General features: G+C 35.9%; 12 protein-coding genes. 11 read left to right on the forward strand and 1 reads right to left on the reverse strand.

From position 1 onward, the window contains the following. Positions 1 to 517 precede the first annotated feature (517 nt). Positions 518 to 2,386 (reverse strand): beta-galactosidase, encoded by a 1,869-nt coding sequence (locus ABWU87_RS01065; RefSeq protein ID WP_353332450.1) that lies wholly within the window; start codon positions 2,384 to 2,386, stop codon positions 518 to 520. A gap of 772 nt (positions 2,387 to 3,158) precedes the next feature. Here ABWU87_RS01065 and ABWU87_RS01070 point away from each other — a divergent pair. The 11 genes from ABWU87_RS01070 to ABWU87_RS01120 all read left to right on the forward strand — a co-directional run bounded on the left by ABWU87_RS01070 (position 3,159) and on the right by ABWU87_RS01120 (position 12,782). Continuing rightward, entirely contained in the window at positions 3,159 to 4,214 is a 1,056-nt protein-coding gene (locus ABWU87_RS01070; RefSeq protein ID WP_353332452.1) for a 3-oxoacyl-ACP synthase III family protein, read from the forward strand. A gap of 29 nt (positions 4,215 to 4,243) precedes the next feature. After that, positions 4,244 to 4,483, forward strand: a complete 240-nt coding sequence (locus ABWU87_RS01075) for an acyl carrier protein (protein WP_353332454.1) — start codon at positions 4,244 to 4,246, stop codon at positions 4,481 to 4,483. A gap of 3 nt (positions 4,484 to 4,486) precedes the next feature. Then, the gene (locus tag ABWU87_RS01080) at positions 4,487 to 5,944 is read left to right on the forward strand and encodes a class I adenylate-forming enzyme family protein (protein ID WP_353332455.1); all 1,458 of its coding nucleotides are present in this window, start codon (positions 4,487 to 4,489) and stop codon (positions 5,942 to 5,944) included. Positions 5,945 to 6,017: 73 nt separating this feature from the next. Next, the gene (locus tag ABWU87_RS01085; RefSeq protein WP_353332457.1) at positions 6,018 to 6,569 is read left to right on the forward strand and encodes a GNAT family N-acetyltransferase; all 552 of its coding nucleotides are present in this window, start codon (positions 6,018 to 6,020) and stop codon (positions 6,567 to 6,569) included. Between the two features lies 1 nt (position 6,570). Further along, entirely contained in the window at positions 6,571 to 6,801 is a 231-nt protein-coding gene (locus tag ABWU87_RS01090) for an acyl carrier protein (RefSeq protein WP_353332459.1), read from the forward strand. 352 nt (positions 6,802 to 7,153) lie between these two features. Beyond that, complete coding sequence (locus tag ABWU87_RS01095) at positions 7,154 to 8,233, forward strand: acyltransferase family protein (protein ID WP_353332461.1); 1,080 nt, start codon at positions 7,154 to 7,156, stop codon at positions 8,231 to 8,233. Continuing rightward, on the forward strand, positions 8,194 to 9,867 hold the full coding sequence (locus tag ABWU87_RS01100) for a T9SS type A sorting domain-containing protein (protein ID WP_353332462.1): 1,674 nt from the start codon (positions 8,194 to 8,196) through the stop codon (positions 9,865 to 9,867). The genes ABWU87_RS01095 and ABWU87_RS01100 overlap by 40 nt, the downstream gene beginning before the upstream one ends. Positions 9,868 to 10,403: 536 nt before the next feature. Beyond that, positions 10,404 to 10,829, forward strand: a complete 426-nt coding sequence (locus ABWU87_RS01105) for a sugar 3,4-ketoisomerase (protein WP_353332464.1) — start codon at positions 10,404 to 10,406, stop codon at positions 10,827 to 10,829. Then, positions 10,807 to 11,232: a sugar 3,4-ketoisomerase gene (locus ABWU87_RS01110; RefSeq protein ID WP_353332466.1), complete on the forward strand. Its 426-nt coding sequence runs from the start codon at positions 10,807 to 10,809 to the stop codon at positions 11,230 to 11,232. The genes ABWU87_RS01105 and ABWU87_RS01110 overlap by 23 nt, the downstream gene beginning before the upstream one ends. Then, a complete protein-coding gene (locus ABWU87_RS01115; RefSeq protein WP_353332468.1) occupies positions 11,225 to 11,746 on the forward strand; it encodes an acyltransferase in 522 nt (173 codons plus the stop codon). Before ABWU87_RS01110 ends, ABWU87_RS01115 begins: the two co-directional genes overlap by 8 nt. 4 nt (positions 11,747 to 11,750) lie before the next feature. Continuing rightward, the gene (locus tag ABWU87_RS01120) at positions 11,751 to 12,782 is read left to right on the forward strand and encodes a GNAT family N-acetyltransferase (protein WP_353332470.1); all 1,032 of its coding nucleotides are present in this window, start codon (positions 11,751 to 11,753) and stop codon (positions 12,780 to 12,782) included. Positions 12,783 to 12,853: the final 71 nt, after the last annotated feature.

Genomic DNA, 12,853 nt, shown 5'->3' on the forward strand with positions numbered 1-12,853 from the left:
ACCATCACTTTGCGTGTGAACTAAATTACGCTTGCGAGCGGAACTTATTGCTCCCTCTGAAAATCTTCCGCCTGGAAATAAAAATCTTACGCCAAAGAATAGCCGTTTGCTGGAATGATTTTTGAGAATTGAAGCCAAGCACTGATATGACCTTTTTTAGTCCATTTATACAATTCCAGTATTGCTAATGTATTGATAAATAGTGATTAGACCCTTTTTAACTCAACTTTTGCTAGTTGAACGAGAAAACAATACGACGTTTTCTGTCTTACTATTTTATTTTTAGAGTTAATCACATGGTAATGAGCCACGGGAGATTTTATTTCACCCCCTATATATACAAAAATAAGGCTATGTTCCCCGTGCATCTATTCCCGTCGCAATATCTGCGCTTCTCTCTCCACACATTTTCACCGGTGAGGAATTAATCAGGAACTCTTTATGCATGAATAAAAAAAATCGTTGGACGAATTCTGTATCCGTCCAACGATTAAATGAATCAGCTTGAATGAAGCTTTTATTTGTTTAAAGTCAGCTTGTCGAGAACAGGAACTTTAACTCCCGAAACGGTAGACTGATTTTTATCGTTCTGTTGTTCGAAAATCACAATCTTGTTTTTTCCTTTCTTCAGAAGGCAGCCCGGTACATACAAAGTATGTTGAGGTCCTACTTTCCAGTAACGGCCAATGTTGAATCCGTTTACAAAGACGATACCTTTTCCCCATTGTTCCATATCCAGAAATGTATCTCCTATATTCTTTACCTTGAACTCAGCCTCGTAAATAACCGGTTGTCCGGCAGTGTAACTCGAAGCGTACTGTTCCAAGTTAGGAACTTCGCTCATAGGCAGCTTGAACATTTCCCAGTTGCCCGTGATTTCAATGCCGTTAATCATTACCGGAGTGGTGATACCTTTCAGGTTTTCTGTTATTTTAGAACCGTAGTTGATGCGTCCCAGGTTTTCAACCAGGATATCGAGTGTGCTGTTGAAGGGAACATCGATATTCATGCTGTCCTTTTCGAATACACGATTCAATTCTCCTACCTTTTTCCCGTTTACATAAACAATGGCATAGTCGCGGATGCCTTTAATTTTCAGTTCACCCTTGATTGGTTGGTTGAAATGTCGGCGGTATAGTACATATCCATGTCCCTGATTCAGGTCTTCGAATGTCATCGGAGTATCATTCTCAACCGGTTCCATCTTGCTTGTCAGGTCGAAAAGGTTTACTGTCTTGCCGAATTTGATGTTAGGAATCTCGATAACAGGAATCTGTTGCGGAACAGCCGGCACCTGATAATCTACATGTTTCATCATCAGTTCGCGGATGGCATTGTATTTTGTTGTTGCCCATCCTGCTTCGCTGATAGGAGCATCGTAATCGTAGCTGGTTAGATCGGGCTGAATATTCTTTTCTGTGTTATAATTGGCACCCGAAGTAAATCCGAAGTTTGTACCACCATGTACCATGTAGTAGTTGAAGCTCACACCGTTCTTCAGGTACTTTTCAGTTTGTTTCACTACAGAAGAGGTTGAAACTTTCTGGAATGGCTCTGCCCAGTGGTCAAGCCAGCCTGGATAGAACTCTGCAACCATGTAAGGGCCTTTTCCGCCATGATACTCATTTACCACCTTCTTCAGGTTTTCTACGTTATCTTCACCGTTGGCAGTTGGCAATGCGCCTTCAATGGCGCCGCCTTTAAACAACCAGCTACCATCTGAGGTAAACATTGGGATGTTAAAGCCGGCATCAATTAGTTGCTGACGGATGGCAGCGCTATATTTCTTGTGAGTTTCCAGTGGGATGTCAGGACGTTGTGCTACATACGAACCGAATTCGTTTTCCGCCTGCACCATGATGATAGGGCCACCATTGGTAATTTGCAGGTCGCGCACCTGGTCGGCCAGTTGGTTTACGTATACTTTGCACGAATCCAGGAACTGTTTGTTGTCTGTACGAATTACCAGATCCTTGGTTTTCTGCAGCCACCAGGGGTAACCACCGAATTCCCATTCAGCACAGCAATATGGACCCGGGCGCAAAATTACCATCATACCCTCTTCACCTGCAATCTTAATAAATTCATGTAAGTTGCGGTTGCCGGTTTTCCAGTCCCATACACCAGGAGCAGTTTCATGATAATTCCAGAATACGTATGTTGCTACGGCATTTAGTCCCATTGCCTTCATCATTTGCAAACGATGACGCCAATAAGGTGCCGGAATGCGAGCAAAGTGCATTTCGCCCGAGTGGATCTGGGTAGCTTTCCCATCATACAGGAAGTTTCCATCCTGTATGGCAAAGGTATGCTTCGCTTTTTGTGCAAAAGCTAACCCGCTAGTCAGCATGAGAGCTACAAGCAGAGTGTAGAGTTGTTTTTTCATGTTAGTCATTGTTGAGTTATTAATAGTTTCACATTTATTTGTTGTGGAGATGTTGTTGTTCGGAAGGTATTGTGCATAATATGATCAACTTGCATGTATTAGTAAAAGACAAGGAACACAAAGCAGGTAATAACTTTCTCATCAGAATATTAATAATGATTTGTAAAGCAAGAGTTCATAATTGTTAGCAAAAGTAGTTCAATTATGATGAAATTGCAAGGAAATTTAAGGGAACTTAAGAACTGAAACTCTTAAATTAAATTAATAAAATAATGGACTCATAACCCGATTTGAAAACAGTACATTTTCTATTTTGGTGTTGTTTCTATTGTATGTGCAAGATATAACTGTTAACTTCTAATTAATGTTGTCTTTTGTTGATCTATTTGATGTTGAACTCCAGAAAAACAAATGTTTTATGTGCATATATTATTCCTCATGGTAATCATCTTGTTTAAAAATACGAAAGAATAATGGTCCTATGCTCTTAGATACTACAATGTAATATATTAAGAAATATTAATAGGGCTACCAACTTTTTTATTATTTCGTTTGTTATTCCAATTAAAGAGAGACTGTCTTCATAAATTAAGATTAATATTAACAAACGGATAGAATACAATGAAAAAAAATAGATTATTCTATTATAAACAGATGTTATACCTTGAGTGAATAAAGTTCAAAACTGTCTGAACTGAATTATACTGTTTAATTGGTAATATTGCAGAAAAGGGAATCAGGAATTATTTTATCATAAATTCAAAAATAAATTATGGCATATTTATCATTCCCAAATGTAAAGCTGGCAGGAGTAGCAGCTGCTGTTCCCAAGGAAATAAAAGAAGTTAAAGACTTGCCGGTTTTTGTTCCTGGTGAAGCGGAGAAAGTAATAGGGCTAACGCATATAGAAAGATCGCGAATTGCTCCTGTTGGGCTGTGTAGTTCTGATTTATGTTATGAAGCAGCCAACAGATTGATAGAAGAACTAAACTGGGAGCGTAATGATATTGATGCTCTTGTTTTTGTTTCGCTTCAAAGGGATTATCTTTTACCGGCATCTTCTTGTTTGTTGCAGCACAGATTGGGGCTAAGTACAGATTGTTATGCCATTGATATCCCTCTTGGATGTTCGGGATATACCTACGGGCTATCCGTTGTAAGCGGGTTGATTTCGAACGGTGGCATTAAAAAAGCACTATTGCTTGTTGGAGAAATAACCTCAACATTTCATTCCCCACTAGATAAAACAATATGGCCTTTGATTGGAGATGCAGGAACCGCCACAGCAGTTGAATTTGATGCAGGAAACGAAGGCATCAAGTTCCAAATGGGAACGGATGGTTCCAGAGGAGGGGCAATCATCAGCCCGGATGGTGGGGCAAGGAGTCCGATAACAACCGAATCTTTCGAAATGAAAGAGGTATCCCCCGGAATATCGAGAAATAAGACTCATGTTATAATGGATGGTCTCAATGTGTTTTCATTCTCCATTACTCAACCGCCAAAGTCAATGTCTGATTTGTGCGAAAAATTTAAACTCGATTTAGAAAGCATTGATTATTTTGTAATGCATCAGGCTAATCATTATATGGATGAAAAAATTGGGCGTAAATTGAAAGTAGACCCCAATAAGATTCCTTATTGCTTATCAGAGTTTGGTAATACTAGTTGTGCCACCATACCAATGACGATGGCTACGGTAATGAGGGACTCAATCCAAAAAGAAAATCTGTCACTAATGTTGTGCTCATTTGGAGCAGGCTTGTCGTGGGGAAGTGCTTATCTTAAGACAAACGGCATTTGTTGCCCTGCGTTGATAGAAATATAATATACATTTTTGTCTAAAAGAAAAGAAAAATGGAAGTCGAGAAGAAAGTGAAAGAAATTGTCGCACAAATTTGTGAAACAGATGCAGCTGAAATAAAACCAAGCACCTCAATAGGTGACTATCCGCAATGGGACTCAGTAGGACATATATCAATCCTGAGTGCATTAGAGGACTTTTATAACATCAATTTTGAGGGGAAAGAGATGGTGGAGATTGAGGATGTTGCAGATATGATAAATGCGGTTAAGAGGAATTTAAAAATAGATTGATTCGTGACTATAGAAGAAAAAATATATCATAATCAGGAACAATTTCCCGAAAAAGTTGCTGTAATGTCAGGAAACACTAGTGTTACCTACAGTGAATTATGGAAACGAATTGTTCAATCGGCAGTATACTTCAAATCTTACAAAAAATTGCCGCAGGGAAGCCGTGTGGTCGTTTCTGCCAGTAATGAAATAGAATTTGTTTATACCTATTTTGGATTGCATCTGGCCGGTTGCATCTGCGTTCCAATCGATCCTCAAACAAATCTGATCAGGTTGAGAAGAATTATTGAATCGGCTGATCCTTCTTTTTATATAGGACAGATTCTGAACGCAGACTTTGATGTTACTCCTTTCACTGCACTTGATTATACGTTTGATGATTGTAATGATATTAGCTTTGCAGATAAAAATTCAATAGCAGATTTGCTCTATACAACCGGTACAACCGGAATTCCGAAAGGTGTTGCCCTAACATATGCAAATGAAGAGGCTGCAGCAATTAATATTAATTCTTTTATTGGCAATACAGCTGCCGATGTCGAACTATTGGCTCTCCCGGTAAGCCATTCTTTTGGATTGGGACGGTTAAGGTGTGTACTGTATGTAGGAGGAACTTTAGATCTTCTGGGAAGTTTTGCGAATATGAAGAAATTTTATGGCGAAATTTTGAACAGACAGATTACTGGTTTTGGTATGGTTCCGGCTAACTGGGCATATATCAAGAAGTTAAGCGAACGAAAAATAGGAGAATTCGCCTCACAGATTAAGTATATAGAAATAGGAAGCGCATTTATGCCTTTAGAAGATAAAAAGATGTTGATGGAGCTGCTGCCTGACACAAGAATTTGTATGCATTATGGGTTGACAGAGGCTTCCCGAAGTTCTTTCATGGAATTTCATACAGATAGGATGTACCTAGATTCAATAGGGAAACCTTCTCCGAATGTGGATATAAAAATATTTGATGAACAGGGAGTGGAGGTTAAGGATGGAATGGAAGGAGAAATTTGTGTGAAAGGAACACATGTATGCTATAATTACTGGGGGGAGATAGAATCTGATTTCTCTGAAAACTTTAATGACGGATATTTCAAAACCGGCGATTGGGGAATTAAAGATAAAGATGGGTATATATTCCTGAAAAGCAGAAAGAAAGAACTTATTAATGTGGGAGGAAAGAAGGTAAGCCCAATTGAAGTGGAAGAGGTTCTTAACAAAATAGATGGCATAAAAGAGTCTGTTTGCATAGGAATACCAGATCCTAAGGGGATATTGGGTGAAGTTGTAAAAGCATATATTGTTTCAGAAGACGAGATGGTTTTTACTTCGATAATTAAATTTATGACTAATAAACTGGAAAGCTATAAAATACCCGTTGCTATAGAACGAATAGATGCTATTCCTAAAACATCATCGGGAAAGATACAGCGATTGATCTTGAGAGAGAATGCCATTACTTGAAATTAAAGAAAGAATAATAAACTGAATAAATGTCTAATTTTCTATTATAATCTACTTAATTAAAATATAGAATATGAAATTGGGAAATAATTTTACGCTTGATAAGTACGGACTTCATCTCAGATTTGTTAATGAAGACGATGCAGAATTTATTCTTAACCTAAGAACAGATGAAAGATTAGGGCGTTTTATTCACTATACTGAGAATGATCTTGAGAAAGAAAAAAGGTGGATCAGCGATTATAAAATTAGAGAGAAAAATGGGACAGAATATTATTTTATTTACTATTATAAGGGTGAGCCGATTGGTGTAAACAGAATTTATGATATTAAAGAAGATCACGCTACAGGAGGTAGTTGGGTATGTAAAACCGGACTTCCCATGGAATTACCGATCTTAATGTTAATAATTTTGAGAGAAATTATATTTGAAATGCTAAATTTATCTTATGAGAAATTTGATGTACGAAAGAAGAATCATAAGGTTTTACGTGTAAATGAACTGTTTGGTGCTGATAAAATCAAAGAAACGGATTTGGATTATTTTTATGAATTATCAAGCGAAACTTTTAAACAAAAGAAAAGCTATTTTTTAAATTTGCTTAATGTCAATAAATTAAATTAATATGAAAGAACTAGAACAATTTATTGAGAATTTCGCTAAACAGTTTAATGATATAAACCCAAGCGAAATTAATGCCAAAACTAAGTTTAAAGAACTTGAAGAATGGGGCTCAATAGGAGCACTTCTTACAATTGTAATGGTTGATGATGTGTATCAAAAAAATATCAATGGTGATGATATTCGAAACGCTGAAACGATTGAGGATCTATTCCAGGTAATCAATTCCAGATAATATGCAATCTCAGATTATACTTTCACGGCAGGAGGTGTTAATCTAATGCGCTTGCCGTGAATTGTGTTGTATTATAGCTGTTTTATTTTTTATCTTGTGACGAATTAACTTATCTTTAAAAACCTTTTTTTATCAAAGAAAGTTTCTACAAAAAAACGACTTTAAATGCCAATCTGTTCTTGTTGCTTCATGTAAGAAAATAAAGCCTTACCATCGGATACATAGTTATTGAGATGAAGACTCCTGATTAAACAAATTCTTCTGACCAGTTGTTTTTATTTATAATGAAACACTCTCTTTCTTGCGGATATAGGTAGAAATTTTTATGTTAAAATAATCCCGGAATTTTGAGATGAAACAACGAATTGAATACATTGATTTGGCAAAAGGCTTTTGTATTTTATTAGTTATATTGCATCATATAGAAGGGCCATTTGAACAAACCGACATCAACAGATTGCTGATGCCTTTCAGAATGCCGTTATATTACTTCTTATCAGGCTTCTTTTTTCACCGATATGCAGGATTTGTGAATTTTACTCTAAGAAAAATCAATAAACTATTGGTCCCTTGTTTCTTCTTCCTGTTTATTACATATTTATTTTATTCTGGGATCTGGTTGATAAATGGACAATATGATTCTATTTTCCAGATACCTAAGAACCTTCTGTTATCTTTATCCAAAGACAGCATCTATTTAAATACTCCATTATGGTTTTTTGTTTCCTTGTTTGAGGTTTCGGTGATATTCTATATAATAACAGTTATCAGCGAGAGATTATCAATAAAATTTGGAGGTAAAAAAGCGCTCATGGCAATTTTCTGTTTTTCATCAGGTATATTAGGGTATGAAATGGGCATTTACAAGATTGGTTTACCTTTTTGGCTTGATACAAGTATCACTTCTATCCCTTTCTACTATATTGGATATTTTCTTATAAAAGAGACAGATTTTTTATCATCTAATAAATTAGATAAATATATTCCAATAATTTTGGTCGCCTTGGGGTTGATTGTTTATATATTGGCCGACTTTTCTAATAATAGAACAAATGTATATCATGGTAATTTTATTCCATTTTATTTGTCAGCATTTAGTGGAACGTTTTTTGTCCTGTTACTTTCAAAGTTAATTAAGAAGTTACCGATAGTTTCAGTCCTTGGTCAGTATAGTGGTATTGTTTTAGGTACTCATTTTACTTTAATATTACTCTTGAAGAAATATCTGTTTTTTGTAAATAACGATTGGCTGTTAACTGGTATAATATTCTTGATTATATCTGTTGTTTCTGTTCCTGTGTGTAGGTTCTTTTTGCGATATTTCCCTAAATTTATTGGCCAAAAAGACTTGATAAATACTGAATCACAATTATCTGCTAAAGTGTTTCTTATATGTTCAATGTTGATATTTTTAATGTTCGTAACCTCATAAAGGTTATGGTATTGCTGATCAATAACTTCCTGATTATTGCTACTGCACAGGAGTATCAGCATTTAATTATTTATGGGCAAAGCTTATCGGTTGGTAGTCAGTCATGGCCCCCTCTTTCAACAACGCCTGTTTCAGGTAATTATATGATCGGTGATCAGGTTTGGATTAATTATGGAAATACAAGTTTTAATAAACTGACTCCGTTAGTCGCAAATGTGGCATCTGAAACAATGACTTTACCTAAAAATCGTGCAAACAAGATTTTTGCAGAGTGTCCTTTAGTAGCTGCGACAAATCACATCCAATTAAAAACAGAAGGAAAATATAAGTTTATTGCCACTTCTTGCGGAACGGTGGCAAAATCCATTGAAGAACTGTCTAAAGAACATTATGATCCAATATGTTACAGGGATTTTACAAGCACAATTAACTACGCTTCTTTAATTACATCAAAAATACATTGCCCGGCAATTATATGGATGCAAGGCGAGTATAATTACCTCACGCAATATGGAAATACGGGTTTGACCGAAGGAAGCACTCCTACATCAGACAAATTAACGTATAAGTCATTGTTGATACAGCTGAAAAATAACATGCAAGCCGATATCAGAAATAAATATAGACAAGCCGATTCACCTTTGTTCATCACATATCAGGTTGGGGCGCAATATACTCGAGGTGATTCTGTATCGATTGGCATGGCTCAGCTCGAAGCATCAAATGAATATCATGATGTTGTATGTGCCGGACCTGTGTATCCTATGACTGATCGTGGTGGACACCTTGATCCAAATGGATACCGCTGGTATGGTGAGATGTTGGGCAAGGCTTATTATCAAACAATAACTCTTGGAAAGAAATTCAGACCTCTTCAGCCGTTGGAAATATCACGAATGGATGACAAGAGAACCCTTAGGATTAAATTTCTTGTACCACAAAAACCTCTCGTTTTAGATGAAATGTTGGTAAGAAAGGCTCCGGATTATGGTTTTGAAGTTTTTAATAATGGTGTTGAAGTGAACATACTTAATGTTTCGGTAGATAATGAGTATGTTTACTTAACATGCGAAAATGATCTTGATGGTGACGTTGAATTGATTTATGCAGGAACAAATAATTCCGGACAAGGTAATTTGCGGGATAGTGATAGCTTCCCAGCATCTTATAGCTATCAGGATTTAGATAAAAAGAATCAGGACAACAGTTATGTGTACGGACGTGATATATCCGAAACTACCTTACGTCCCGATAATGAGCCAAAAGATTCAGAAGGGATAATATACAATAAACCTTATCCATTATATAATTTCTGTGTGGCATTTTACTATAAACTGATGACTGGGATGCTAACTTATCATGTGCCTAATCTGGATACGAGTAATGATTCTCTTCCTATAAATTTCGCGAAGGTCTATTTGAACGAGGGAATATTAAAGATTGAAACCAATATATCTGATATTGTGAAAATAGATTTACTTGATATTTCCGGTAAACAAATAATCATTTTTCCGTTGGAAGATAATGACGGTTTAAAATTATATAGTTTCGATTTACCTCATATGTCCAAAGGTGTTTATTTTGTTAGAATAGCTTCTTCTAAGGTTATGAAAATCTCGAAGCTGTTTCTTTAGGCTTTATAGTTAATCTTATTTTTTTTATCTTGACATGCATGCGGTATTGTTGCTTCAGATTTGATAAGTTTGAAACGCAATCATGGCGTTACATCTTTTTAGTTTTAGACTCCCTTCTATCTTTGAATAATTACCTTCCAGTGTTATCAGATGTTATTTTTTGAATGTTATTCCTATCGATAAACATATTATTGATAAGTAGTAAATTATGGTTACTTTATGTTTGCTTAATCCAAACATTCCATAATTTTATTTGTTATCTAATATAAGTTTATACTTAGTTAACCAAATCCTAAAGTTAGTAGGAATATTTGTTAAATGAGTATGCAGTATCGTTGCTGAGGTATGTTAGTGACGAACTTTTTCATGTAACAGCTGCAAATAGTCATGAGGATATAAACTATAGCTGATAAGGCTGGATTCATCATAAGGTTTCGAATGATAATTGCAATTTGATGCTTTAACAAAAATAGACCACGCTACACTTTACTAAATTAATAGTAAAACATGCTTGTTGAAAAGTAAAACGTCCGGATATGAAAAAAATAAATTGTGCAAAAATATTAGAGTTGCCCAAAATTCTTGATCGGAGAGGAAATCTTTCATTTATAGAAGAAACCAATCATATCCCATTTAAAATTGTGCGTTCATATTGGATATATGATGTGCCTGGAGGAGAAGTCAGAGGTGGTCATGCCTACAAAAAGAATCAGGAATTCATTGTGGCCCTTTCGGGTAGTTTCGATGTAATAATTGATGATGGAGAGAATCGTAAGGTGTTTTCTTTGAACCGCTCTTATTACGGATTGTATGTACCGAGCGGTATGTGGAGACAAATGAGGAATTTCTCCACAAACTCCTTAGCGCTAATCTTAGCATCCACTCTATATGATCCTGCTGATTATATATTCGATTATGAGCAATTTAAAGAATATAGAAATGAGAAAAACAACGGTTTATGACTGTAGTGTAATTGAGCTTGATAAACATCATCATGAGAAAGGCAATATTACAGTACTCGAAAATGGAAATACTATTCCTTTTCATGTAAAACGCTCTTATTATTTGTATGATGTTCCGGGAGGGGAATCACGCGGAGGACATGCACATAAGGGATTGTTCCAGCTGATTGTTGCTGCTAGCGGGAGTTTCGCCGTTACTTTAGATGATGGAAAGATTAAACGCACATTTACACTCAACCGCCCTTACCAGGGTTTATTAGTTGTTCCTGGAATATGGCGTGAGTTGGATGATTTCTCTTCAGGATCTGTTTGCCTGGTATTTGCATCAATGAAATATGACGCGGGTGACTATATACGTGACTATGATGAGTTTTTAAAATTTAAATCTGACAAGAATGAATAACATTCATCCTTTAGCGGATGTTCATACTAATGATGTTGGTGAGAATACATTAATATGGCAGTTTTGTGTGGTTTTGAAGAATGTGAAAATTGGTCGAAACTGTAATATTTGTGCACATGTTTTTATTGAAAATGAAGTTGTTATAGGAGATAATGTTACAGTAAAACCAGGTGCCATTCTTTTTCATGGGCTAACTGTAGAAGATAATGTTTTTATCGGTCCCAATGTCAGCTTTACAAATGATAAGGTACCTCGTTCGAAAAATTATAAGGAGAGATATGAAAATACTCTTTTGGAAATGGGATGTTCAATAGGTGCTGGTTCTACAATTGTTGCAGGAACTGTTATTGGAAGTTATGCTTTTATTGGGGCTGGAAGCGTGGTTACGAAGAATATCCCTCCGAATACTCTCTGGTATGGTAATCCTGCCACTCAAAGAGGATACATCACTAATAGTGGGATTATTCTTGATATGAATAAGAGAGACAAAAAAGGAATAAAGCATAATATTTAAAGATATGACACACTCAAAACTGTTTCAGTACATATTGGATAAAGTAGAGAAACAACATCCCATCGTCTCAAAGCCCAAAAGTGTTGATCGTTCTGGTATGTTTGAGATAAATAGATATACACATGAGTTTGCTGATGAATGGAATGGATTTGTGAAGAGGTCAAAAAATGGAACTTTCCTGATTGACAGGAGTTACATGGATTATCATTCAGAACGTTACCATGACTATTCGTTGATGGTATATCGTAAAGGTAGGTTATATGCAATTCTTCCGGCAAACAGATTTGATGGTGTGTTATATTCGCACCAAGGTCTTACATGTGGCGGACTGATCATGTCTTCTGATGTAACAACGGCAGATGTGATCGTAATATTTGATTTAATAAATGAATATTTAAAGAAGGATGGTGTATCTAGGGTTATATATAAACCAATGCCTCCTATTTATCATTTGATCCCCGCTCAGGAAGACTTATATGCCTTATTTAGAATTGATGCTAAAATTATTGAACGAAATATCTCTTCTACAATCTATCAGAATAGGAAGGTCCGGTTTTACAAAATGAGAAAAGTTGCAGTTCGAAAGGCAAATGAAAATCATCTGGTTATAAGAGAAAGTGATGATTATGATAGTTTTTGGAAGATACTTTGTGATAATTTGAAGACTAACCACAAGGTGTCTCCTATTCATTCACTTAGCGAGATTTCTCTTTTGCATTCGCGATTCCCCGATAATATAAAACTCTACTTGGCTTATAAAGGGGATGAAATTTTGGGAGGAGTGCTTATATACATAACCACACAAGTTGTTCATGCACAATATTGTTCGGCAACTCCCGAAGGAAAAGCTCTAGGCGCTTTAGATTTGCTTTTTGATTATCTGATAAATAATAAATATATAGGTTTTCCCATTTTTGATTTTGGGAAATCTACCACACAAATGGGTATGTGTCTCAATGAAGGGCTAATATTTCAGAAAGAAGGCTTTGGAGCAAGAGCTACCGTGTATGATGTGTATGAATACGAAATCAAATAAAACAACTTGCAGAGTGAAAAGCTATCGGGGTATATCTTGGATAACTTTCCCCGAATAGTGTATAATTATAA

Source organism: Bacteroides sedimenti (assembly GCF_040365225.1).
Lineage (GTDB): Bacteria > Bacteroidota > Bacteroidia > Bacteroidales > Bacteroidaceae > Bacteroides > Bacteroides sedimenti.

Bases quoted from the DNA above. Each gene is read 5' to 3' on its own strand.
- ABWU87_RS01065 (WP_353332450.1), bottom strand. From the start codon at position 2,386: ATGAAAAAACAACTCTACACTCTGCTTGTAGCTCTCATGCTGACTAGC.
- ABWU87_RS01070 (WP_353332452.1), top strand. From the start codon at position 3,159: ATGGCATATTTATCATTCCCAAATGTAAAGCTGGCAGGAGTAGCAGCT.
- ABWU87_RS01075 (WP_353332454.1), top strand. From the start codon at position 4,244: ATGGAAGTCGAGAAGAAAGTGAAAGAAATTGTCGCACAAATTTGTGAA.
- ABWU87_RS01085 (WP_353332457.1), top strand. From the start codon at position 6,018: ATGAAATTGGGAAATAATTTTACGCTTGATAAGTACGGACTTCATCTC.
- ABWU87_RS01090 (WP_353332459.1), top strand. From the start codon at position 6,571: ATGAAAGAACTAGAACAATTTATTGAGAATTTCGCTAAACAGTTTAAT.
- ABWU87_RS01095 (WP_353332461.1), top strand. From the start codon at position 7,154: ATGAAACAACGAATTGAATACATTGATTTGGCAAAAGGCTTTTGTATT.
- ABWU87_RS01100 (WP_353332462.1), top strand. From the start codon at position 8,194: ATGTTCAATGTTGATATTTTTAATGTTCGTAACCTCATAAAGGTTATG.
- ABWU87_RS01105 (WP_353332464.1), top strand. From the start codon at position 10,404: ATGAAAAAAATAAATTGTGCAAAAATATTAGAGTTGCCCAAAATTCTT.
- ABWU87_RS01110 (WP_353332466.1), top strand. From the start codon at position 10,807: ATGAGAAAAACAACGGTTTATGACTGTAGTGTAATTGAGCTTGATAAA.
- ABWU87_RS01115 (WP_353332468.1), top strand. From the start codon at position 11,225: ATGAATAACATTCATCCTTTAGCGGATGTTCATACTAATGATGTTGGT.
- ABWU87_RS01120 (WP_353332470.1), top strand. From the start codon at position 11,751: ATGACACACTCAAAACTGTTTCAGTACATATTGGATAAAGTAGAGAAA.